Here is a 23,166-nt window from a genome sequence, read left to right as displayed (position 1 = left end):
TGGGGCGGACGCAAATTGGGCAGACGCAAATTGGGCGGACGCAAATTGGGCAGACGCAAATTAGGGCAGACGCAAATTGGGCAGACGCAAGGCCTGCCCCTACCGAATTTTTTTTACCATTTTTGGACAGACGCACATTGACCCAAACACATTTTATTACCATTTTTGGGCAGACGCACATTACACATTAGGACAAACGCAAATTGGGGCAGACGCACATTGGGGCAGACGCAAGGCCTGCCCCTACGATTCGTCACGACTACGTTTGATGTCTCGTTCTTTGATGGTTTCGCGTTTGTCGTAGAGCTTTTTACCTTTGGCAAGGGCTATATCGATTTTGGCTAGGCCTTTGTCATTGATAAAAAGACGCGTCGGAACGATAGTCAGCCCCTGGTCTTTGAGTTTAGAAGCGAGTTTTTTGAGTTCACGTTTTTGCAATAAAAGCTTTCGGTCACGAGTCGGATTATGATTAGCATAGGTACCTTTTTCGTAGGGGGAAATATGCAAATGATGCACTAACAACTCCCCATCTTGGAAGATACAGTAGGCATCCGTCAAATTAACTTTTCCTTCACGAATCGATTTGATTTCAGTGCCTGTCAATACTACGCCTGCCGTATAAGTCTCCAAAAAGAAGTACTCAAAAGAAGCGCGGCGATTACTTATATTAATTTTTTTACTCATTTCTTACCTTCTTGGTTTACAGGTAAACAGGGGAACGTTTTTGGGTGAAATAGGTTCACAAAAGGATTGCAAAGGTACTAAATTCCAGAAACTATTGAGAAGTCAAGGTAGGTTCGGTCTTTGGCTTTTTTGGTCTAAAAGTAGTATAGATATGCTCATCATATAAGTTTTTCTCTTTACACAAAGATTTTTTCAAGATAGCCTCTCTTTCATAACCAGCTTTTTGAAGTACCTTCATAGAAGCCAAATTATAGTCAAATATACCCGCAAATATCCTTTGTACGGGAAACTGTCTAAAAGCGTAAGCGGTCACTTCTATGACAGCTTGTGTCATGATACCCTTCCCCCAAAAAGGCTGTCCAAGCCAATATCCAATCTCAGCATTGCAACGGTAAATATCTTTGCCCAACACAATCCCTATACCTCCCACAGCCTCTCCCGCCACCTCTATCGCAAATACCGTTGGCTGTTTTTCTTTTTCACAAAGATGTATCCAATCTTGCGCATCTGCGTAAGTATAAGGATATGGAAATACATCCCTCACATTGCGCCAAATATCATAGTTATTGGCATATTTTACGAGTGAGGCTTCATCGCCAGATTGCCAGCGACGGAGATTAAACACTATCGAATTAGGCATCTTTTATACGTACGGTGAGATTCTTTTGGAATATTCATTTTGTCAGCATTAGTTTAATAATCGAACCAATCAAAACTTTTTCAATTTTCAATAAAATCCTTAAAAGAGATAATATCTAGCTAATAGACCAGTAGTATCTTTATGGTATATTTATGTTTTTTATTTTATTTCTCATGAATTCCATTTAGTGCTTCAAGTCTAAACTCATTTCTATTATTCTGTTTAAAATCAATACATTAAAACCACGATTGGCATCATTTTTGCGGGATTTTGAGACAACTAAAATACAGCATATTTGTTTAAATTTTAGTATATTTATTTTAATATAAGTATATCTCCCCCTTTACACCCCGCCTTCAAAACCACTAGAAATCAAGCACATACAAATTACTTTAATTTTTCAACTTCAATTCCTCACTATTTAATGTATGTGGCAGGATATTTGACTTTCAATATATGCCGAATAGGCAACCTAACAGATTGAAAAAATTTTGCTAAAGTTCTTGACGAAATGATGACTTGTATCTATACGTGCTGATATCATCCTTCTCAAGCTAGTTTGCCCTACTTATAGTTAATTTAGGGCTTAATAAACATTTAATTTTTGAACCTTCCTTCTTCAAAGAAGGAATAAGAATGGTTTGTATCTACCAATACAGACCTAGTATTTCATTTAGTTACAATAAACCAAAGTTCATCAATTTTACCAATTTTCAAAGTACTAGCACTGGTTAAAAATAACCTCTCTATCCAGCCATTTTAGCCAGCGGCACTTAACCCTATTACTCAAACGTTAATTATCTAAAGCAATGAGATTATCTCTACAATGGCTCTCTGCCTCTCCAAAGGTGTGGGCTAGCACATGTTTGTTCATTCTCTCTTTAGGGCTACACCTTTCTATCAAAGCTCAAGTTTCTGGAATGGTCTATGGCGATTTTGACGCCAGCGGAACCCGCACCCTCGAAAACCCAATTGAAAGGGGAATTTCGGACGTAAAAGTCCAACTCTTTATTGTTGGCAATTCTACTCCTCTCGTCGCTTTCACTGATTCTAGCGGGCATTATGAGTTTGATGATACTCAAGTTCCTCCTGGTACCCTTGCCCGCATCGAATTCTCTGATTTTCCTCCTACTTTTTTTGTATCCCTCGTAGGACCTCAAAATGGTACAGAGGTAAGGTTTGTACAAGCTCCAGCTACCCAGATTGACCTTGGTATTTTCAATGATGATGAATTTTGTCGTGCAGGCAGCGAAGTCAAAATCGTAACTGCCTGCTATGCCATGGGAGATCCCCTCAAAGATGGCACCGCAGGCCCAGACCCTGCCCTAGTGGTATTTGATTATACGGCATCGGGCTTGGCCGGAGAAGATGACATGTCGATGCAAAAACTGGCCACGGCCAAAACCATCGGTGCCACTTGGATTGCAGCTTATCAGCGTTCTTCAAATCTATTGTTGGTAGCAGCTATTACTCGAAGACACGTCGGACTAGGCCCATTAGGTACAGGAGGGTACTATTCGATTGATCTTAAAACCAATCAAGTCTCTAATTTCTTAGATATCAAAACTATTGGTATTGACACTGGCCCTGACCCTCATATTGATTCGACTGGCGTCAATATTTTACCAGCTGACAAAACCGAATTTAGCCGCGACTCATTGGCTTTTCATAAAGCAGGAAAAATAGGAATAGGTGGCTCCCAATTTTCGGCTAATCAAGATACCCTGTATGTAATCAATCTTTATGACCAAAAGCTTTACAGTTTTTTGGTAGGAAAGCCACTCGCTGCACCTGCAAGTGCTGAGGAAGCCAAAACTACCTCTTTTAATATTCCTCACCCCGACTGCTCCAATAATGAATATGTGCCTTGGGGGCTCAAATATTACCGTGGAAAGCTGTACTTAGGAGTCGTATGTACCGCCGAAACTTCCCAAAAAATAGCAGATTTGAAAGCCGCTGTCTATGAGTTCAACCCCAAAACCACTACTTATAGAAATATATTCCAGTTTGATTTGGGTTATCCTCGTGGACCTATTGATAATACACAAGGCTGTGATACAATCAAGACCTGGAAACCTTGGACCAATATTTTCCCTAAACAGTGCAACTATCCCAATGGCAATCCTGACCCTGTGGCTGCTTTTGCCGTTTATCCGCAAGCTATCCTTTCCGATATTGAATTTGATGATGATGGTTCCCTTATTTTAGCTTTTATGGATAGGCTTGGATTACAGACGGGTCAAGCTCAGCCAGGTATTGCAGTAGATGATACGCTCCATTATTATGGATTTATGAGTGGAGATTTGGTACGTGCTCAACGCCGAGGTGATGGTTCCTACGAACTCGAAAACAACGCACATTCTGGAACCCTCGTTGGATGTGGAGTTGACAGCGACTCCGGTCCAGGGGGAGGAGAATTTTTTTGTGAAGACTATTGGCTCAATGGCAACGGAGATGTAGGTCATGCCGAAATTACCAATGGCGGACTTTTCAAAATTGCAGGACAGCAAGAAGTACTCATTTCAGCCCTTGACCCACTACATGCTACTTATTTAGCGACAGGCTTTGTGGCTTTTGATACCAAAACAGGAAAACGTAAAAGAGCTTTTGCAGTATATGCTAACAGCCCTGGTTCATTAGGCAAATCGGGTGGAGTGGGCGATTTGGCCGGAATCTGTGAAAGTGCGCCGCTCGAAATTGGCAATATCTTATGGTATGATACCAACAGAGATGGTATTCAAGAAGCCAACGAAGGACTACTGGACAACGTAATCATTACCTTACACGATATGCAAAACGAAGGTATTGAGGTAGCCCGCGATACTACTTCCAATGGAGGACAGTATTATTTCAACGACCAAAACGTAGCTGGGGGGCTTAAAAGAAATAATCCATATGAAGTAAGGATTGACCTTAACCAAGAAATCCCTTCCTCTTTACTTTCACCACCACCGCCAACAGCCACTTTAAAAGCATTTAGCGTTGCAAATTATTTTGTCAAATTAAAAGATACGCTCACTGTAGCTCCGTTAAAAGTAAAGGGCGACGCCCTAAGCTACTTAAGAGACTCCGATGCTGAGTACAACGCTGATTCGTCGCAGATAGTAGCAAAGATTTTTACGGGAGATAATGCCCAAACCAATTTCAGTCTTGATTTTGGTCTTACATTAAAAGCCCTCGAAATTCCTGATATTGATTTGGGACTACAAAAAATCATTATGGGTAATTGTGTAAGAGCCCTGGGAGATACGGCAATATTTCAGTTGATTGTACGGAACGATGCCCTTGAAGGCACCGCCGATAGTGTAATGGTTGCGGATACTTTGTTACAAAACTTTACGCTTCTCTCGGCCTTAGCTTCTCAAGGTACTTACAACCCCACTACCCATCTCTGGGGGCCTCTAAAACTACTATCAGGGCAGCAGGATACTCTTACCCTCACGGTTAAGATAAACGGAAACGGCGGCTTTGCCCATGGTTTACTCTGTAATGAAGCCGAAATCATCAGTGCTTTCGGCAATGACCCCAACTCTACTCCAGGCAATTTTTCCAAAACCGAAAATGACTATGCAACCGCCTGCGTCAGTATTCCGATTCCGCTTTGCACTGCTCGGCAAGAAAAAGTATTGATTCAAGCTCCCTCTGGATACAATACTTACCAATGGTTCAAAGATGGAGAAAGAATAGAAAATGCCAACAGTGCTTCTCTAGAAGTAACGATCCCTGGTGAATACACCGTCGAAATTGCCGAAAAGGAATGCCCTACCGAAACTTGTTGTCCTATCGTCGTGATTGAAGAGTGTTTCTGTCCGACAGAGCATTGTTTTCCTTTCACGGTCAAAAAGATCAAGATATAATTACCCGTCTCATAGGCTGCCAGCGGCCATAAGTAAGCGACCGCCAGAGCCATTCGACAGGGCCATAATAGAATTTGGAAAGCCACCAATGACTAAACACCACTTGCAAACCATAGACTGGAAAAGTCAAGAGCAAACATATCCACGGGTTGATTTCCCCTAAAAGATTGAAACCTAGGCCGTAGAAAAGCACAATTCCAATCAAGGTTTGGCCTAAATAAGAAGTAAGGGCGAGTTTGCCAATCACTGAGAAGTGTTGGAGCAAACTCGCCCAACTTTTCTTTTGCAAAAGGTGCGTCATGCCAGTGATATAGAAAAATGTCAAAAACATACTGTGAGCGTCAAAAAGGGTGCCCATCACTATGTTGAACCAAGGTTTGGGCGGACCTTGTCCAAACATCAGTCCAAACGGAACCGCCACGGCAATAATCCCGAGTGTAGCCCAACCGCTTATTTTAAACCATCTTCTCAAAAAAGAACGATTTTCACTCAAATCAGCAAACCATCGGCGACGCCCAGCTAACAGCCCCAACAAAAAATATCCTAAAGTGATATATATCCTTCCACTGTCAAATTGAAAATCAAACTTGGTGGCAATCGCTGGAATATTGGATTTTATCAGCTCCACATAATTTCCGCTTTTAAGCATATCCCAATATTGGCGGGTATTGGCTTCTTCTATTTTTCGCTGTTGAGGACTTGCTTCAGCTACAGGCTTTATCCAATGATATACTTCTCGAATACGGCTTGGGAGATTAAGTATTAACAAAAAAGCCAGTACTACCAGCCATTTGTCCGTTAGTCGTCGCAGGGGTATCATTACCAGGCCTACCACAAAATATATACTCAAAATATCACCTCTCCAATGCAGACTATGAATGAGCCCAATCAGCCCTAACAAACACAGTCGCCACCCAAAACGCGCTATCGTAAAATCACGGCTTTTCATTTGAAGAGCAAAGCTCAAGCCAAACAAAAAAGAGAAAAATGTGTAGAATTTGCCCGAGACAAAAATCCCTTCGAAAGTCGCCGCAATTTGAAAAGGAATACCGTCAAATTTTTGAATAACACCATCCGGCATAGGCCCGGCATTGAACCAATACGTGATATGAGCAATCAAAATTCCAAAAAGGGCAAATCCTCGTAGACCATCCACTATCAATAAACGCTCCGTGGCCGTAGCAGCTGTAGTTGTTTTCATAGGTTTTATTTTAATGGCTTGTATGTTTTAAACCAAAGACAATCTATGCTGTTTTTTCCCCTATGCTTGCGCTTATTTCGTTTTTTCGGGAATATTATAATTTCTCCAAACGGTTTTTAGTAAGTTGCAGCCCAATTCAAAAATCAACCTTAGATATGTTAAAACTTGGATTTGTAAGCGCCATTTTAGCCGATTTTGGCTACGAACACGTGATAGATTTTGCCGCCAATCATGGATTTTCTTGCGTAGAAATCATGTGCTGGCCTACCAACAACGCCGATGCTCGTCGGTATGCAGGGGTTACTCACATCGACGTAGACCGCGTTTTGACGGATACAAGTTATGCTCACTATCTAATGCATTATGCCAAAGAAAAAGGCGTTTTCATCTCAGGATTAGGATATTACCCTAACCCTCTCGACCCCGATACTGATAAAGCGAGTTTTTATCAAGAACATATCAAGCAACTCATCAAAGCAGCAGCTCGCTTGGGATTACACAATGTCAATACCTTTATTGGTCGCGACCCTTCCAAAAATATCACCGACAACCTCAAGACTTTTGGGGAGATTTGGCCTAGCATCATCAAAATAGCCGAAGAGCACAATGTCAAAATTGGTATCGAAAACTGTCCCATGTTTTTTACCAATGATGAATGGCCCGGCGGCAAAAACTTAGCCACTACACCTGCTATTTGGGATCGTATGTTTGAAATCATCCCTAGCCGAGCTTTGGGTCTCAACTATGACCCGTCGCACATGATTTGGCAGATGATGGACGAAGCCAAACCCATCTATGATTACAAAGACCGCTTGCATCATATCCACCTCAAAGATGCCAAAGTGTATAAAGACAAACTCGACCGCGTAGGTATCATGGCCAATCCTTTGGAATACCACAGCCCTAAACTACCGGGCCTGGGCGATGTCAATTGGGGTAAATTTTTTGCGGCTCTTACCGACGTACGCTACCGCGGACCAGTATGTATAGAAGTAGAAGACAAAGCTTACGAAGGAAGTATCGAAGATGTAAAATCGGCGATTTTGACCAGTCGCAACTACCTCCGCCAATACTTAGGATAGCCAATAGGTCAACAATCATACGGGCTAAACTCTCCTATTCATCACCAACTTTCCGAAAGATATGTTACCTTTCGGAAAGTTTTTATTTCCACTCCTGCCGATGAATCGAAACTTTAACGATGGGCTTAATTTTTTTTCCAAACTCACTCGCAAGCGTATTTGGAATGCCCTCAAAGTGATATATAGTTTTTATGAATCAAAATTTACGGGTAAAGCCATTCATCGTGGCCTACCTATGAGTATTTCTTTTGAGCCAACCACCTCCTGCAACCTCCGCTGTCCCGAATGCCCCAGTGGACTACGCTCCTTTACGCGACCTACGGGTATGCTCGAAGAAACACTTTTCAAGAAAACTATCAATGAGTTAGCAGATTCGTTGTTGTACCTTATCTTTTATTTTCAAGGCGAGCCTTATCTACATCCTAAGTTTTTGGAACTGGTAAAATATGCTTCCCAAAAAGGAATCTACACTGCTACTTCTACCAACGCCCACTACCTCAGCGATGCCATAGCGCGCCGCACGGTAGAAAGTGGCCTCGACCGACTTATTGTCTCAATCGATGGTACTACACAGGATGTGTATCAACAATATAGAGTAGGTGGCAAACTCGAAAAAGTACTCGACGGGACGCGCAATATCATCAAATGGAAGCGATTGTTGAAATCAAAAACGCCACACGTGGTATTTCAGTTTTTGGTGGTTCGACCCAATGAGCACCAAATTGAGGATGTAAAAAAATTGGCAAACGAAATCGGAGTAGATGAACTTGGCCTCAAAACCGCCCAAATCTATGATTATGAGCAAGGCGACCCGCTCATTCCGACCATTGACAAATATTCTCGCTACGCCCAACAATCAGACGGAAGCTATCAAATCAAAAATAGCATGGACGGACATTGTTGGAAAATGTGGCATTCGTGCGTGATTACTTGGGACGGTAAAGTGGTCCCTTGCTGTTTCGACAAAGACGCCCATTATCGTTTGGGGGATGTTTCCGAAACCTCTTTTCAGCACCTCTGGCAAAGTGAAGCTTATCGCAATTTTAGACAATCATTGATACGCTCACGGTCTGAAATCGAAATGTGTAAAAACTGTACCGAAGGCACTCAAGTATGGGCATAAAATTATAAAGCACAGTTATTTTTCAAACCAATATATTTTCTGAAAAAGTGAATCTAAACCTTAGAGAAAAAGTAATTATTGTGACGGGTGGTGCCAAAGGAATTGGCGAAGCGATTGCCCGTACGTTGGCCGTAGAAGAAGCGATTCCGGTCATTATTGGTCGTAGTGCAGCCGACAACCAAGTCGTTATCGACAAAATCGAAGCCTTAGGCGGTATAGCCTATGGCATCGAAGCCGAGCTTACCGACCCCGCCGAATGCGAAAAGGCCGTGCGCCTTACCGTAGAGCGTTTTGGTAGAATCGACGGCCTCGTCAACAACGCAGGTGTCAACGATGGCGTAGGGCTCGAAAATGGTAGCTACGAGGCTTTCATGGCTTCGCTTCACAAAAATGTGGTACATTATTATTTGTTGGCTCATCACGCTCTGCCCTATCTCATCAAGACCAAAGGCCCTATCGTCAATGTAAGCTCCAAAGTAGCCGAAACAGGCCAAGGAAATACCTCTGCCTATGCGGCTTCAAACGGTGCTCGCAATGCCCTCACCCGTGAATGGGCCGTCGAATTGCTCAAGTATGGTATCAGAGTCAATGCCCTCATCGTGGCCGAGTCTTGGACCCCTCTTTACGAAAAGTGGATTAAAACCCTTCCCAATCCCGAAGAAACCCTCAACGAAATCAATAGTCGGATTCCGTTTGAAAACCGCATGACTTCTCCCGACGAAATCGCCAACATGGTCACTTTCTTACTTTCTAGCAAATCGAGCCATACCACTGGTCAGCTTATCCACGTAGATGGCGGATATGTACACTTGGATAGGTCTATTATCAAACATTAGCCTTCTTTTCCAAGGCTTAAAACCTTGGAAAAGCTTTGTGTCTCTTATTTTTCAATCAACCCTAAACCTTTCAAATTTCAATTTTGATAATGAAAAAAGCGCCTTTACTTACCGCCAAATACGTCCCCACCTACGTCTTTGTGACTAGTCTTTTTTTGCTATGGGGTATTGCTATCACCATGGGTGACTTGCTCAACCGACGGTTTCAGACGGTCTTGAATGTTTCCATTGCCGATTCGGGTTTGGTTCAATTTTCTATCTTTGGGGCTTATTTCGTCATGGGGATTCCGGCAGGATTGTTCATGAAAAAATATGGTTATAAAAACGGCGTTCTTTTGGGATTGGCTTTATATGCCATCGGCGCTTTTATGTTTTACCCCGCCGCCGAAGCCCAATCTTTTGATTTCTTCCGTTTGGCATTGTTTGTATTAGCCTGTGGATTGGCTACCCTCGAAACCGTCGCTCACCCTTTCTCAGCAGCCCTCGGTCATGAAGAGACCTCTGAGCAACGTATCAATCTCTCACAAACTTTCAATGGTGTGGGAGCCATTATCGGACCTGTGGTAGGTTCTTATATTATGCTTCGCAATGTACCAACGGGCGATGTCGTAGCCGATTTAGCCCCCGTCAAATACCTTTATATTGTGATTGGCGCGGTAGTAGCCGCAGTGGCGATTTCTTTTTCGTTTATTAAAGTACCACCGCTTACAGCCGAAGCATCAGGCAGCGATGAGTCAGCCTCGGGTACGCCTCAAAAAGGCTTGTTTGCTCACCGTCACTTTATTTGGGCGGCGATTGCGCAGTTTTTCAACGTAGCAGCACAAGGAGCAACTTGGGCGTTTTTTATCAATTACGCCGTCAAATACATTCCCGATATGACCGACGAGAAAGCAGGATACTATTTTGCTTTCAGCATGGTATTACTCTTGGCAGGCCGTGCAGTAGGTACTTTTTTGATGCGGTTTGTTAAGCCCAATATCCTTTTGGCCATTTTCGCAGGTGCCAATATTCTGATGTGTTTGATTATTTCTCAAACCTGGGGCTGGGCGTCGTTTATCGCTTTGATGATGCTCAACTTCTTTATGAGTATTATGTTCCCAACTATCTTTGGTCTAGGTTTACGCAACTTGGGTCCTCTCAAACCACAAGCTTCTTCTTATATCGTGATGGGGGTAGTAGGTGGAGCCGTTTTTCCTCCTATCATGGGAAAAGTAGCCGATATTGATGTAGCCCAATCATACCTTATGCCTATCATTTGTTATGTAGTGATTTTACTTTTTGGCCTCGTTTTTTCTAAGCCAAAAAATTAATTACGTCAGCTTTTATGGTCTAATTACCGTAGCCAAAAGGCATACAAAAGAGGCTGATTGCACCTAACGCAATCAGCCTCTTTTATTTAAGTCGGGAGGAAAATCAAAGCTTTTCACCATAAAATACTGAAAGGCAAAACCTAAAATAGATCAGTATGATATTTTTCTTAGCATCACTTACCTCCTATGCTATTTCAAGTGCTATACTCATTTTTATTACAACTCCTTCCTCAATCCCTTTTTATGCAATTTCAATTGTACTATTTTCTCCGCTTCTGCCGTGATGAGGGCATCTAAAGAGGAGAGGCAGGAGGGGATTTTTTACTGTTCATCTTTAGATTTCGGCATACAATATTTCCAATTTGTACGCTTTGTGATATGAAGCCACTCAAAACCATTTGTGTTTTCTGATTTCATTATCCAGTAATCCCCTTTTCAAAACCTGCCAAACTGATAGCCTTTTGCCTTCAGTTGTTGTAGAATCTGCGGCAGCTTGTCATAAAATTTATCTTTGCGGCGTGGGTCAGTACCCAAGTGAATCAATACAATCGCCCCATTTAGATGATTAGGTGAGGAGGGTTCATACTCCCAAAAACGCTTGAGTAGCTGCTCACTACTTCGATAATTGGGCAATTCGGGCCAAGTATAATCGGCATTTGTACCAATCTTTGGGGTAAAATTAACGAGTGTCAAACCCATATTTCGCGCCCAATCATTGATAGAAGCATTATACCATTCATAAGGAGGCATAAAAATAGACGCCTTTGCAGGCTCAATCCCCACTCGACTTAGTTCGGCAGCATTGGCTTGGATATCCTTTTCAAACTGCTCTTGGCTAATCAGCAACGAATCGCGTTTGTTCCAGTCACAATAAAGCAAATGCTTGTCGGAGTGCATTCCTACATAATGCCCCTCACGGTGCATTTGCTCCACATAAGATTGATAAGCAGGATTTCGCAGAAAATCGCCCGTCAGAAAAAATGAAGCTTTAATATTCTGCTCTTTGAGAGTTTTTAAGATAGTTGTTGTCCCTTCCGCAAACTCATGCCCTGTAAAAGTGAGAAACACCCGCTTTTGAGTGGTATCCATTTGGATGATTGCTCCCGTTTGTTCTTTTTTATGCTTAGCCTGTAAACTTTTTCCTTCTTTTTGGTAAGCCGACAAGATATAACTCAAACTCGCCGTACCATCCATAGTGGGTTCGTTGGTAGAATAATCGCCATAATCATCATGATACACCACCAGTTTTGACTGAAAATCAGCGTATTCGTCTGGCTTGTATAAAGTAATACCAATAAGTTTACCAAAAATACTCCCATAAATTGGACCATCTACCAAACCCCCATCGATGCGATATTGATACAAATGTGTAAAAGACGAATGGGGGTCTGTAGGCCAATCGCCCCCTTCTGGAAGGCCACAAATCATGCTTGTACCCCACGGATTACAGCCAAAAAGCCAATCACGCATGGCCGCCTCTAATTCTTCATACTGACGGTCTTTGGTAAGGGAACGGTACAAATGCAATTGAGTCAAAATCCCTACTGTCAGGTTGTTGGAACACCAAATGAAAGGTATCCCATTCAAGAAAGGATTGTTTTGTCCACGCGTTTTTACTTTCTCAATTCCGTCTTTCATGAATTGACGAAAAGTCGGATTATTTTTTGACAACAAATAATGTCCCAAATTGACAAAAGGATACCATTGATAATGCTTGGCAGTATCCGCACCCATCCACGGGGTTGTAGGTTCGGCTTTCCCAAAATTAACGGCATCATTGAGATAGGTTGGGGTCGATGAGTTGAGTTGGTACAACTGCGCCGCCGCCAGCTCCATGTCATCTACATAATTGTCTTCTTCATAAAAATAAGGAGCACGTCCCGGGGCTGTTTGACATACTCCCGGAAACCGTTTTCCAAAATCATAAGCGTCTAGTGCTTTTTGTAGTATTTTCTTAGAAAAATCAGGGTAATATTTCGACAAAAGTTGACTTCCCAAGGCAAAAGCCGAAGCGTATTTTCCGGCCGTAGAAGCCACGCCGGTGGTGCGGTTTTTGTATTTAAAAAGCCCCTGTGGCTGCCCCGTTACCATGTAAACAGGCCTTCCCAAGCCCCATTGGCGATTGTACACCACCGAATCTTTGGTGGGCAGGCGCATACCCGCGTGGTCGCGGTCATCGGCGATTTGGTTAAACATCACATCCTTGGCGGGGTTCATCTTTACCAACCAATCCAAGCCCCATTTGGCTTCATCCAAAATATCAGGAATACCATTGGGCGTAGGATGACCAGCAGCATCGTGGCTATCACCAAATGCCTCGGGATTTTGTTGATAAGCAAAAAGCAATTGATAAGTCGCATTGGCCGAAGTGGTCACATATTGAAGATAATCCGAAGCATCATGCCACCCACCCGACGCATCCATGAACTTGCCATTTTGGGTAGAATCAGGATAATAAATCACATAGCCATCTTGACGGTGACAAGAATCTTTCAAAAAAGGATTGTAACCACTCCGCTGTTGACGCATATATTTTAGTACAAAATCGGCCGTTCCGTCATAGACATCTGCTCCAATCCTAAAAATAGGAGAACGTACTCCCGCAGCTTTGAGATAATATCCCCCCGGTTTGGTAAAATTCGAGAAATTGAGCCGATAGCTTGATTTGAAAGCCGCATAAGCTCCGAAAGGTTTAACGGCTTTTGACTTCAATACCACACGGTCGGTAAGAGCGTCACATAGCTCGAAATCAGCCACTTTTACCTCTTCTTTGTTTACCCAAACGGCCACTTTTGTGGATTGTGGCAAGTAGCCAAGCTGATTGATACGTATCCACGATTGTTGGGCGTTGAGGTAGGTAGAGATACAAAAAAGCAAAATGACTGCTCGGAAGAATAGAATTGGCTTCATTATCAAAAAAAGTAAAAGCTCACCAAAATTGGTAAGCTTCAAAAATAGTTACAAAAAGTTAGAATAGCGTCTTTTAAGTAGGTTCAAAAAAATGAGAGAATCCCATCCTATAGAGATGATTTTTGAGCTTTTCGTCCCTAGTCCAAAAAAATGCTTGCATCTCCAATGCTAATGCAACAAACGGAGTATCATCTTCATCTACATCTTTACACAAACGATATGCTTCAACATAATTTGCAATTGAAATATAATCATTGCTTACAAAGGTGATTTTTTGGAGAACGTTATCTAAATATTCGTACACCTCAGTAGGTGTGGCTTTAGATTTTTCTAAAATTCGCTCCTTATGCTCAAATATTTCTACAATGAGAAATTTGGGTGCAAAAAAAGTGCATTCAGAGAAGTATAACTGCCTTCTAAAGATACGATTTGAAGAACGTAGAGCAGAGAATAGTATGTTGGCATCTACAATAACCTTCATTCGCTTTTAATATAAAGAGCTTTATTTTTTTGCCACCAACTGTGTTTTATTTCTTCTCCTATTTCCTCTATAGAGTCGGCAAAATCTATTTTTTGCGCTAAATACTCTGTACGTAGATATTCAATTGTTTCACGTAAAAAATTTTCATCAAAAAATTTTTTATCTAGGGTGATTTGGAGAGTCTCCGCAGTATTGTTTATGGACAATGCTTCCATTAGTGTATAAGTTTTTTCAAATTTAATAAATGACCATCAAAAATCAAACCTACGCAAGTGACTTGTTATGAGTCATTTTCTCCTAGTTTTGACATCATATAACTTACGCCAAGCTCAATGCCAAAATTTGCCCTACTGCTTCAGGAGTAATGTCAGCATGCTCGCCAAAGTTCATTCCTCTATCAACAAAACGCGTCACTACCTTCTCGACGGTATCCTTTCCTATCTCATAGGCACTTGCTTTGGTAGGAATACCTAAAGACGCATAAAAATCCGCCGTTTTTTGAATCGCCTTCTCTGTTAACTCCTCTTCACTGCCCGAAAGTTGCCATACATTTTTGGCATAACGAACCAGTTTTTGCCGTTTGGTGTCTTTCTTAAATTCCAACAAATGAGGCAATACCACCGCCAACGTTCGGGCGTGGTCGATACCATGCAAAGCCGTAAGTTCATGCCCTATCTGATGCGTAGCCCAGTCGGTGGGGACTCCAGCGGCAAGTAGCCCATTGAGCGCCATCGTAGCCGCCCACATCACATTGGCGGCAGCATCGTAGTCAGTGGGATTGATCATCATTTTAGGGCCTTCTTGAATAAGCGTCAGCAATACCGCTTCGGCCATGCGATCTTGCATTTCAGCATGTACGGGATAAGTCATGTACTGCTCCATGACGTGCGTAAAGGCATCAGCGATACCATTGGCAATCTGACGAGGTGGCAACGAAAAGGTCGTTTCGGGGTCAAGAATCGAAAATTGAGGATACACCAAAGGATTGCCCATTCCCTTTTTTTCTTGGGTTTCGGAGCGGCTGATTACGGCATAATAATTCATTTCCGAACCCGTAGCTGGCAATGTCAGTACCGCGCCTAGCGGAATTGCTTTCTTGATTTTAGCCCGCTGACTCAAAATATGCCACGGCTCTTCTCCTTCAAAAGGAATCGCGGCGGCTACAAACTTAGTACCATCTAATACGGAGCCTCCTCCTACCGATAACAAAAAATCAACCCCTTCTTTTCGAGCTATCTCCACGGCTTTCATGAGGGTTTCGTAAGTGGGATTAGGTTCAATCCCACCAAACTCTATTACGTCATACTCCTTCAAAGCAGATTTTACTTGCTCATAGACTCCATTTTTAAAAATACTCCCGCCACCATAAGTCATCATAACTTTGGCAGAGGCAGGAATTTGCTTCGGCAATTGGGCAATTTGCCCTTTACCAAAAATAATCCGAACAGGATTGTGATACTGGAAGTTATTCATGATAAATACTTTGTATGAGGTTAGTTTTAGATGACTAACTCCTCTTATTACACTTTAGTTTCTAACATTTTTTGTATTATTACATTCCCAAAACATTCATCAATCCTTTTTTCTCATGAAAATTTTAGTCGTCGATGACGAACTCGATATTAAAACTTTGTTTCAACAACGTTTTCGGCGTGAAATCAGAAATGGTGAACTAAATTTTGATTTTGCACATTCTGGAGAAGAAGCTCTTTCATACTTGGAAACTCATTTTTCGGAAGTTGTGTTGATTTTATCAGATATCAACATGCCAGGGATGAGTGGCATAGAGCTCCTACGCCGCATACGTACCGACCGCCCCAGCGCCCCTCCTACGGTCATGATGATTACGGCTTACAACGATGATGAAAACTTTAATCAAGCAAAAAAATACGGCGCTGACGATTTTTTGACCAAGCCTATTGACTTTGCCACTCTAAAACAGAAACTAACCCACTCATTATGAATAAAGCCAAAATGCTAGTCGTAGATGACGAAAGCGATTTGGAATTGCTGATTAAACAAAAATTTCGACGACAAATCCGCGAGGGTTTATACCAGTTTGTGTTTGCTCCAAATGGTGTCGAAGCATTTCAACTACTTCAACAACAACCCGATATCGACCTTGTACTAAGTGACATCAATATGCCCCTGATGGATGGCCTTACGCTACTCAGTAAGGTCAGCGAGCTTAGCCCACTTATCAAAGTAATTATGGTGTCGGCTTATGGGGATATGGAAAATATCCGCACAGCCATGAATCGCGGTGCTTTTGATTTTGTGTGTAAGCCAGTCAATTTTGAAGATTTAGAACTGACCGTCCAAAAGACTCTCCAACACATCAACCAACTTCGCGAAACCCTCCAAGCCATCAAAGAAAACAACATCTTGCGGATGTACGTGGATGAAAATGTGCTGAGTTTTATGAGCCGCAAAGAGTTTGAATCGGCTATCATGGTCAACGAAACCGTGGAAGCTACGGTGGTGTTTATGGACATTTGTAGTTTTACGGCCATCACCGAAAACTCCGACCCCGATACGGTAGTACGGCTTATCAACAAGTATTTTGACATCATGGTCAAAGAAATCATCGCTCAAGGTGGACATGTTGATAAGTTTATGGGCGATGCCGTGATGGCCGTTTTTAGGGGTGATTATCACTTAGACCATGCCATTGAGGCTGCTTTGGCCGTGAGAAGCCACATCGAATCTATCCAAGAAAACTTACTCGACCACACTACTTATTTGCCTAGGGTGGCGATTGGGATCAATTCGGGTGAGATGATTTCGGGCAATATCGGCTCTGTATCCTTGCGCCGCCTCGACTACACTGTGATTGGAGATACGGTCAATGTAGCCCAAAGATTTCAGGGAATTGCGAAACCGGGCCAAATCGTGATTGGACAACACGCCTATGAACTGGTGAAAGAGTCGTTTAGGTGTGCGCCCATCGGTGAAGTAACCTTAAAAAACAAAGCTAATCCTTTGATGGCTTACGAAGTACTCGAATAAAACACAGGTATTTTCAATCATCAATACCTTTTTATTTTGCTTATTATCAAACACTTATAAACAAATTTGATGTTATTTTAAATTCTCTCATTTACTAACGTTGTGATTAATTGGAAGAAAACAAGTCCTAAACCTGCTTCTTTCTTCGTACTTTTTATTGTATGTTTTTGGCCGATGCTCCTTCCTATAGGTGCCTCTTTTTTGTTATGCCCCCGCCTCCCATGCTTGTGCTATAACTATACTCTCCGAAACAATCTTAACCAATCATAATTACTCAACAACCTATTCTCACCCTAAAAACTCTACTCAACAATGCACGCAGGAAATCATTATAAAGTCATTGAGATTCTTCTCTGGACTCGCCGTACTATCTTTATTTTGCTCATCATCGCCACTGTCCCTACGGTATTATATCAAGTTTTTGATTGGCATTGGATTGCGATTCCGTGGGTTCCTATCACACTTGTAGGTACAGCCTCCGCTTTTATTGTAGGTTTCAAAAACACCCAAACCTACAACCGAGTCTGGGAAGCGCGCCAAATATGGGGCGCTATCATCAACAGCAGCAGAGCGTGGGGAATATTGGTCAAAGATTTTATCAAAAATCCAAACAGCGCGGCCGAAACCAAAGAAATTCATCGAGAACTGCTCTATAGACATGTCGGTTGGCTTACGGCGTTGCGTTTTCAGCTTCGAGAGCCACGGGCCTGGGAAACGCTCTCTAAGCATTATAACAAAGACTACAAGCGCTTCTATAGCATACCTGAAAAGGAGCAAAAACTTGATGAAGAACTCAGTAAATTTATTTCGGGAGAAGATTTGGCGTATGTATTGAGCAAGAAAAACCGCGCCACTCATATCATTAGTCTTCAATCAAAACGACTCCGCCAACTTAAAGAAGCCGGGTATATCGACCCCCTCAATTATGTAGAACTTGAAAATACGTTGGTGAACTTTTATGACCAACAAGGAAAATGTGAACGTATCAAAAACTTCCCTTATCCTCGTCAATTTGCTTCAATCAGCCTGTATTTTATTCAGATTTTTGTTTTCATCATGCCTTTCGGAATGTTAAAAGAGTTTGAAAAATTAGGCGAACATATGGTATGGCTCACCATTCCTTTTAGTATGCTGGTATCGTGGGTATTTTCGAGCATGGAGCAAATAGGTGAAACCAGTGAAAATCCTTTTGAAGGGAGTTTTAACGATGTGCCTATCACGGCTATGACGCGCACTATTGAGATAGATTTGCGCGAAATGCTCGACGAAACCAATGTTCCGCCGGCGATTCAACCCGTCAATAACATTCTTTTGTAGAGCTAATAAGTACTTATGCAGAATTAGGTGAGACTTTGCGGTCCGCCGCCGCGGCAAGTTTATAACTCTTCTGATTATCAATAGTATGAGCCTAAAACTTGGGAAGTCTATTATTGCACAAATACTTAAGTAACTAAGCAAAATTAAACTGGATATTATCAACAATATGCGACTCCTCTAACCCCACGCCTTTAGGCTGGGAATACAATGTGAGAGCTTTACGTGGGCTTTAGCCCTGATTTTTACGCTTTTTGTCAAAAAAATCAGGGCTAAAGCCCTACGTTGTGGTCTTTTTTACCCACCCCAGCCTAAAGGCGTGGGGTTAAAATAGAATTAGCTTTATACTCGCTTAATTTTGCTTAACTACTTAACTAAAGGTGCAAAATATACTTTCCAAACGATCTGCCGCGCGGTTTTAAGCCCGGACCTTGGATAATCAAAGAAATTACCAACTTGGAAAGTCTATTTTTGATAAGTATTTATTTATAAAGTACAACTTTTCAACGCTTTGCTCCGAAATTTATTTACTTTCTCAAATTACTTTCCAAAGTCTAATTCACTAAAAATCAACGTACCTAAGACAATATCAAAATTAAAATCTTGATTTAGGTGCTTCTTCCTATAATACAACGTTTTCATATTCCAACACGCTATTTCTCATCCCCTCAAAAAACATCACAATGAACTTTTATGATTTGCAACTGTGTTGCAAATCATAAAGTCTTCTATTTTTCTCCTTCTTAGTGAGGTATTTTCAATAAAACTTCCTTGTATAAGTGATGTTTTATTTCTCAACTTAAAAACTCAAAAACCATGAGCAACGACACACATTTCGACGTTATTATCATCGGCGGGAGTTATGCTGGACTTTCAGCTGCGATGGCTTTAGGCCGCTCTTTGCGTCACATTTTGATTATTGACAGCGGGCAGCCTTGCAATCAACAAACGCCTCATTCTCACAATTTTATTACGCAAGATGGCGAAACTCCCGCCGCTATTGCGCAAAAAGCCAAAGACCAAGTGTTGAGTTATCCAGGGGTCATGCTCCTGCATGATAAAGTACAACAGGCCGAACGCCAAGCTGACTACTTCAAAGTAGTGACTGCTTCCAATGTACCCTATACCGCTGATAAACTGCTTTTTGCAACAGGCATCAGAGATCAGTTGCTCCCTATAGAGGGCTTTGCCGAATGCTGGGGAATCTCGGTGCTCCATTGCCCTTATTGCCACGGCTACGAAGTGAGTGGCCAAGCTCTCGGTGTATTGGCACATGGTGATATGGGATTTGAATTCGCGAAATTGATACATCACTGGTCGCCCAAGCTGACTCTATTTACTAACGGTCCTTCAACTCTTACTGAACAACAATTCCAAAAATTACAAACTGCTCATATTGAGATCATTGAAAAACCTATCCTTTCGTTGCAGCATACCGAAGGCCGTTTAGAAAAAATCCATTTCAATGACGGCTCTATTCAGGATATATCAGCCCTTTTTGCGAGGGTTCCTTTTGAACAGCATTGTCTTATTCCACAAGAATTAGGCTGCGAACTTACCGAATCTGGACATATCAAGGTAGATGAACTAGCACATACTACCGTAGAAGGTGTGTATGCCGCCGGCGACAATACCTCTTTTATGAGGGCGGTATCAGCCGCAGTCGCTGCCGGTACAAAAGCGGGTGCTTCTATCAACAAAGACCTGATTGAAGAGCGTTTTGGGGTGGCTACTCTAGTCTAATTCTCCACTCCTTCGTATTTTCCCAAGCAAGGATAATAGCTTGGGAAAATACGCTCTCAAGACAAATTTCACATTTTGATAATATCCTATCTCTTATTTTTACTACCTCTCTTTTTCCAAACATTAATTCTAGCCCCTGCCAAAGTCCAAATTTTATTTTTTTGCGTATGTACAGTGTCTTTAAGAAATCCTTCTCCTGACTTATGCAAATGCGCTACTCATGGCTATTTCTTTTGGTATGTGGAATATCCTTCAAAGGAGTAGCACAATGGCGCTCTATAGATACAGAGGTAGAAATAGCGGGCGCTGTAGCGAATGGCCTCCAAACTCCTTTTTGGCTCAGATCCAATCAATACGGTATCATCCCCTTAGAAGGGCGTTTCGTGACAGCCCGCGCGGGTGCTTTTCGGCATTATGTTGCGGCAGATAGTAGCCACCCTTCTCCCAAAAAGCTAGATTGGGGATTTGGCGTACAGAGTGTTTTGAATGTTGTTTTTTCAACCAAACAAAAAGAAATCCTTTGGCCAGAGATATATGTCAAAGGTAAATGGGGAAAGTTTGAAATCTTTGCGGGCAGACGCCGTGAACTCTTCGGTATTGGCGATAGCACTCTTTCATCGGGCTTTGTGGCTTGGTCGGGCAATGCCATTCCTTTTCCCAAAATACAGCTCCAAACTATTGAATATATACCCCTTACTTTTCTCAAAAGTATCATTGCTTTTAAGGGAAGCTTTGCCCACGGGTGGTTTACTGTTCCTTACATGGAAAATGCTTTTTTCCACCAAAAAACCCTATATGCTCGTTTTGGCAAACCGCATTGGCGTCTCCAAATCTATGCAGGTCTCAATCATCAAGTACAGTGGGGTGGGAAAGCCGATTATCTACTTGGCACCGACTTTGCAGTCAATGGCCAACTTCCTAGTACATTTCGTGATTATCTTTCTCTACTGACAGGACACTACCCTGACGACTTATCCAACGACCGCTATACAGTCTTTGATGGGACCAATCGCATCGGCAATCACGTAGGCAGCTACGATTTTGGGATAGAATGGAAGCATTCGGACTGGAATGTGTTATTATATCATCAACACCCCTATGAAGATGCTTCAGGGCTTGCCTTCCAAAACTTCCTTGATGGTCTTACGGGGCTACGCCTCCTTCGTCGGGCCTCTGCAAAAAAAATCTCTCTACGGCATTTGGTCATTGAGTGGCTTAGCACTACCAACCAAAGCGGGGCAATTTTTGACCCACAAGCTACCTACCAAGGCACCGACAATTACTTCAATCATGGGCAATACAAAGAAGGGTGGTCATATCAAGGACATACGTTAGGCACCCCTTTTATTGCCCCTAGACATACGCTTTCTGCGGCTCTTGCCCAAATTCCAGCGGGTGGTTTCTTCCCCAACAATCAATTGCGAATGATATATCTGGGTACGATTTGGCAGCTTTCTAGTACTTTGAGTTTACACACCCGCAGCTCTTTTAGCCAAAATTTAGGCTCATTTAGCAATCCCTATGCCCCTACTATTTCTCAATTTTCAAGTATGATTAGTGCGAAGTGGCAACTACCTCGCTTGCAGAGTATCGCACTCCATGCCTCCTTTGCCTTAGACCAGGGAGATTTGTTCCCTCATTCCTACGCTGCTTTATTAGGTCTCAAAAAAAAGTGGTAAAACACGCTTAATTTTCAACCAAGCCGTATTTTTGTTTGTTTGTATAGCAATGCTAAACATTTTATAATATTGGCTTAATATGTCTTTTTTTACTTTTGGGCAAAAAAAGTAAATCCTCGTGATAGGACACATTACATTCCAATGAGTATTCTTTATATCACCAAACCCCTTTGTTTTATTTAACAAATTCTTATGAAAAACAAGCTACTTTCACTGTTTGCGTTGCTTTTATGGATAAGTACAGCCACTATGGCCCAAGAACTACGTTTTCGTTCTGATAGTACTTTTCGCATTGTACAGTTTACCGACATTCACTACAAAGCTGGAGCTGAGCCTTCCAAAAAATCTATCTCAATGATGCAAGCGACCCTTGACGAACTAAAACCCGATTTGGTCGTTTTCACGGGCGATGTGGTCGTAAGCAATCCTATCAAAAAAGGTTGGGATGAAGTATTGGAGGTGGTTATCTCTCGCAAAATCCCTTATTTAGTCACTTTTGGAAATCATGACGACGAAAAAGAACTCAAACGCCACGAAGTAGCTGCCTATGTAGTAACCAAGCCTTACTTGCTCAACAAAACCGCCTCTATCAGCGGCGTTGATGGCTATCTCAACGGCGCAGTGGCTATCAAAGGAAAAAGCGGTACCAATGCTGCTATTTTGTATGCGATGGATTCTCAGGCTTATTCGCAAAACAAAAGAGTAGGTGGCTATGGATGGTTTAGTCACAACCAAGTGGAATGGTTCCGCAAAACCAGCGCGTCTTACAAAGAAAGCCGCCAAGACACTTTGCCTGCCTTGGCTTTTTTTCATATTCCGCTACCTGAATACAAAATTGCGTTTGACGACGTCAAAAATAAAAGACGAGGTGTAAGATACGAAAATGAATGTGCGCCTCAGCTCAATACAGGTATGTATACCGCAATGCTCGAATCAGGAGATGTAATGGGTACTTTTGTAGGCCACGACCACGTCAACGACTATCTAGTTGACTACAATGGCATCGCTCTCACTTACGGCTGTTTTTCGGGGAGCGAAAACACCTATTTGCGCACCAAACACGGCGCTCGAATCATTGAATTAAAAGAAGGAAAACGTGAATTTAAAACTTACATCCGGGAGTTTGACGGGGCCATTTTGTATCCCATTACCTATCCATTTCCTGGTAAAAAATAAACTATTCTTCCAGACTATATAACAACCTTTTGGTTTTTGTTTCAAAACATAGTCTGAACCTCCTACTTTTGTAAACTACAATCACAAGCCTGCCTTCTTTTACCGAAGCTCGCTTGTGATT

18 protein-coding genes are annotated in these 23,166 nt (G+C 42.2%); 11 read left to right on the top strand and 7 right to left on the bottom strand.

Features of this window, described 5'->3' with window-relative positions:
- Positions 1-243: 243 nt before the first annotated feature.
- A complete protein-coding gene (smpB, locus tag P1X15_RS18695; RefSeq protein ID WP_277339654.1) occupies positions 244-684 on the bottom strand; it encodes an SsrA-binding protein SmpB in 441 nt (146 codons plus the stop codon).
- Positions 685-775: 91 nt separating this feature from the next.
- On the bottom strand, positions 776-1,324 hold the full coding sequence (locus P1X15_RS18690) for a GNAT family N-acetyltransferase (protein WP_277339653.1): 549 nt from the start codon (positions 1,322-1,324) through the stop codon (positions 776-778).
- A gap of 809 nt (positions 1,325-2,133) precedes the next feature.
- On the opposite strand from P1X15_RS18690, the gene P1X15_RS18685 reads away from it, so the two are divergent.
- Entirely contained in the window at positions 2,134-5,181 is a 3,048-nt protein-coding gene (locus P1X15_RS18685) for an SdrD B-like domain-containing protein (protein ID WP_277339652.1), read from the top strand.
- On the opposite strand, the gene P1X15_RS18680 is transcribed toward P1X15_RS18685, so the two are convergent.
- The gene (locus P1X15_RS18680; RefSeq protein ID WP_277339651.1) at positions 5,171-6,382 is read right to left on the bottom strand and encodes a DUF418 domain-containing protein; all 1,212 of its coding nucleotides are present in this window, start codon (positions 6,380-6,382) and stop codon (positions 5,171-5,173) included. The genes P1X15_RS18685 and P1X15_RS18680 overlap by 11 nt on opposite strands.
- Positions 6,383-6,537: 155 nt before the next feature.
- Between P1X15_RS18680 and P1X15_RS18675 the strand changes: the two genes are divergently transcribed.
- From P1X15_RS18675 to fucP, 4 genes are all read left to right on the top strand, one after another.
- Complete coding sequence (locus tag P1X15_RS18675) at positions 6,538-7,464, top strand: sugar phosphate isomerase/epimerase (protein ID WP_277339650.1); 927 nt, start codon at positions 6,538-6,540, stop codon at positions 7,462-7,464.
- Between the two features lie 100 nt (positions 7,465-7,564).
- Entirely contained in the window at positions 7,565-8,587 is a 1,023-nt protein-coding gene (locus P1X15_RS18670; RefSeq protein ID WP_277339678.1) for a radical SAM/SPASM domain-containing protein, read from the top strand.
- Positions 8,588-8,634: 47 nt separating this feature from the next.
- Positions 8,635-9,423, top strand: coding sequence for an SDR family oxidoreductase (locus tag P1X15_RS18665; protein ID WP_277339649.1), 789 nt, complete (start codon positions 8,635-8,637; stop codon positions 9,421-9,423).
- An 89-nt stretch (positions 9,424-9,512) separates the two neighbouring features.
- On the top strand, positions 9,513-10,733 hold the full coding sequence (gene fucP / locus P1X15_RS18660) for an L-fucose:H+ symporter permease (RefSeq protein ID WP_277339648.1): 1,221 nt from the start codon (positions 9,513-9,515) through the stop codon (positions 10,731-10,733).
- Positions 10,734-11,168: 435 nt separating this feature from the next.
- On the opposite strand, the gene P1X15_RS18655 is transcribed toward fucP, so the two are convergent.
- From P1X15_RS18655 to P1X15_RS18640, 4 genes are all read right to left on the bottom strand, one after another.
- Complete coding sequence (locus P1X15_RS18655; protein WP_277339647.1) at positions 11,169-13,643, bottom strand: glycoside hydrolase family 9 protein; 2,475 nt, start codon at positions 13,641-13,643, stop codon at positions 11,169-11,171.
- A gap of 73 nt (positions 13,644-13,716) precedes the next feature.
- Complete coding sequence (locus tag P1X15_RS18650) at positions 13,717-14,124, bottom strand: PIN domain-containing protein (protein WP_277339646.1); 408 nt, start codon at positions 14,122-14,124, stop codon at positions 13,717-13,719.
- Positions 14,121-14,339, bottom strand: coding sequence for a hypothetical protein (locus tag P1X15_RS18645; protein ID WP_277339645.1), 219 nt, complete (start codon positions 14,337-14,339; stop codon positions 14,121-14,123). The genes P1X15_RS18650 and P1X15_RS18645 overlap by 4 nt, the downstream gene beginning before the upstream one ends.
- A 103-nt stretch (positions 14,340-14,442) precedes the next feature.
- Positions 14,443-15,597 (bottom strand): iron-containing alcohol dehydrogenase, encoded by a 1,155-nt coding sequence (locus P1X15_RS18640; RefSeq protein ID WP_277339644.1) that lies wholly within the window; start codon positions 15,595-15,597, stop codon positions 14,443-14,445.
- 115 nt (positions 15,598-15,712) lie between these two features.
- On the opposite strand from P1X15_RS18640, the gene P1X15_RS18635 reads away from it, so the two are divergent.
- The 6 genes from P1X15_RS18635 to P1X15_RS18610 all read left to right on the top strand — a co-directional run bounded on the left by P1X15_RS18635 (position 15,713) and on the right by P1X15_RS18610 (position 23,045).
- Positions 15,713-16,087: a response regulator gene (locus tag P1X15_RS18635; protein WP_277339643.1), complete on the top strand. Its 375-nt coding sequence runs from the start codon at positions 15,713-15,715 to the stop codon at positions 16,085-16,087.
- Positions 16,084-17,133 (top strand): adenylate/guanylate cyclase domain-containing protein, encoded by a 1,050-nt coding sequence (locus P1X15_RS18630; protein WP_277339642.1) that lies wholly within the window; start codon positions 16,084-16,086, stop codon positions 17,131-17,133. The genes P1X15_RS18635 and P1X15_RS18630 overlap by 4 nt, the downstream gene beginning before the upstream one ends.
- A 312-nt stretch (positions 17,134-17,445) precedes the next feature.
- On the top strand, positions 17,446-18,450 hold the full coding sequence (locus P1X15_RS18625; protein ID WP_277339641.1) for a bestrophin family protein: 1,005 nt from the start codon (positions 17,446-17,448) through the stop codon (positions 18,448-18,450).
- Between the two features lie 813 nt (positions 18,451-19,263).
- A complete protein-coding gene (locus P1X15_RS18620; RefSeq protein ID WP_277339640.1) occupies positions 19,264-20,190 on the top strand; it encodes an NAD(P)/FAD-dependent oxidoreductase in 927 nt (308 codons plus the stop codon).
- A gap of 203 nt (positions 20,191-20,393) precedes the next feature.
- On the top strand, positions 20,394-21,869 hold the full coding sequence (locus P1X15_RS18615) for a capsule assembly Wzi family protein (protein ID WP_277339639.1): 1,476 nt from the start codon (positions 20,394-20,396) through the stop codon (positions 21,867-21,869).
- Positions 21,870-22,061: 192 nt separating this feature from the next.
- On the top strand, positions 22,062-23,045 hold the full coding sequence (locus P1X15_RS18610) for a metallophosphoesterase family protein (RefSeq protein ID WP_277339638.1): 984 nt from the start codon (positions 22,062-22,064) through the stop codon (positions 23,043-23,045).
- Positions 23,046-23,166: the final 121 nt, after the last annotated feature.

Source organism: Runella sp. MFBS21, from assembly GCF_029433105.1.
Lineage (GTDB): Bacteria > Bacteroidota > Bacteroidia > Cytophagales > Spirosomataceae > Runella.
This window is presented reverse-complemented; position numbering and strand designations above follow the sequence as displayed.

Excerpts from the sequence above, each read along its gene's own strand:
- smpB (WP_277339654.1), bottom strand. The coding sequence starts at position 684 with ATGAGTAAAAAAATTAATATAAGTAATCGCCGCGCTTCTTTTGAGTAC.
- P1X15_RS18690 (WP_277339653.1), bottom strand. The coding sequence starts at position 1,324 with ATGCCTAATTCGATAGTGTTTAATCTCCGTCGCTGGCAATCTGGCGAT.
- P1X15_RS18685 (WP_277339652.1), top strand. The coding sequence starts at position 2,134 with ATGAGATTATCTCTACAATGGCTCTCTGCCTCTCCAAAGGTGTGGGCT.
- P1X15_RS18680 (WP_277339651.1), bottom strand. The coding sequence starts at position 6,382 with ATGAAAACAACTACAGCTGCTACGGCCACGGAGCGTTTATTGATAGTG.
- P1X15_RS18675 (WP_277339650.1), top strand. The coding sequence starts at position 6,538 with ATGTTAAAACTTGGATTTGTAAGCGCCATTTTAGCCGATTTTGGCTAC.
- P1X15_RS18670 (WP_277339678.1), top strand. The coding sequence starts at position 7,565 with ATGAATCGAAACTTTAACGATGGGCTTAATTTTTTTTCCAAACTCACT.
- fucP (WP_277339648.1), top strand. The coding sequence starts at position 9,513 with ATGAAAAAAGCGCCTTTACTTACCGCCAAATACGTCCCCACCTACGTC.
- P1X15_RS18655 (WP_277339647.1), bottom strand. The coding sequence starts at position 13,643 with ATGAAGCCAATTCTATTCTTCCGAGCAGTCATTTTGCTTTTTTGTATC.
- P1X15_RS18650 (WP_277339646.1), bottom strand. The coding sequence starts at position 14,124 with ATGAAGGTTATTGTAGATGCCAACATACTATTCTCTGCTCTACGTTCT.
- P1X15_RS18645 (WP_277339645.1), bottom strand. The coding sequence starts at position 14,339 with ATGGAAGCATTGTCCATAAACAATACTGCGGAGACTCTCCAAATCACC.
- P1X15_RS18640 (WP_277339644.1), bottom strand. The coding sequence starts at position 15,597 with ATGAATAACTTCCAGTATCACAATCCTGTTCGGATTATTTTTGGTAAA.
- P1X15_RS18635 (WP_277339643.1), top strand. The coding sequence starts at position 15,713 with ATGAAAATTTTAGTCGTCGATGACGAACTCGATATTAAAACTTTGTTT.
- P1X15_RS18630 (WP_277339642.1), top strand. The coding sequence starts at position 16,084 with ATGAATAAAGCCAAAATGCTAGTCGTAGATGACGAAAGCGATTTGGAA.
- P1X15_RS18625 (WP_277339641.1), top strand. The coding sequence starts at position 17,446 with ATGCACGCAGGAAATCATTATAAAGTCATTGAGATTCTTCTCTGGACT.
- P1X15_RS18620 (WP_277339640.1), top strand. The coding sequence starts at position 19,264 with ATGAGCAACGACACACATTTCGACGTTATTATCATCGGCGGGAGTTAT.
- P1X15_RS18615 (WP_277339639.1), top strand. The coding sequence starts at position 20,394 with ATGCAAATGCGCTACTCATGGCTATTTCTTTTGGTATGTGGAATATCC.
- P1X15_RS18610 (WP_277339638.1), top strand. The coding sequence starts at position 22,062 with ATGAAAAACAAGCTACTTTCACTGTTTGCGTTGCTTTTATGGATAAGT.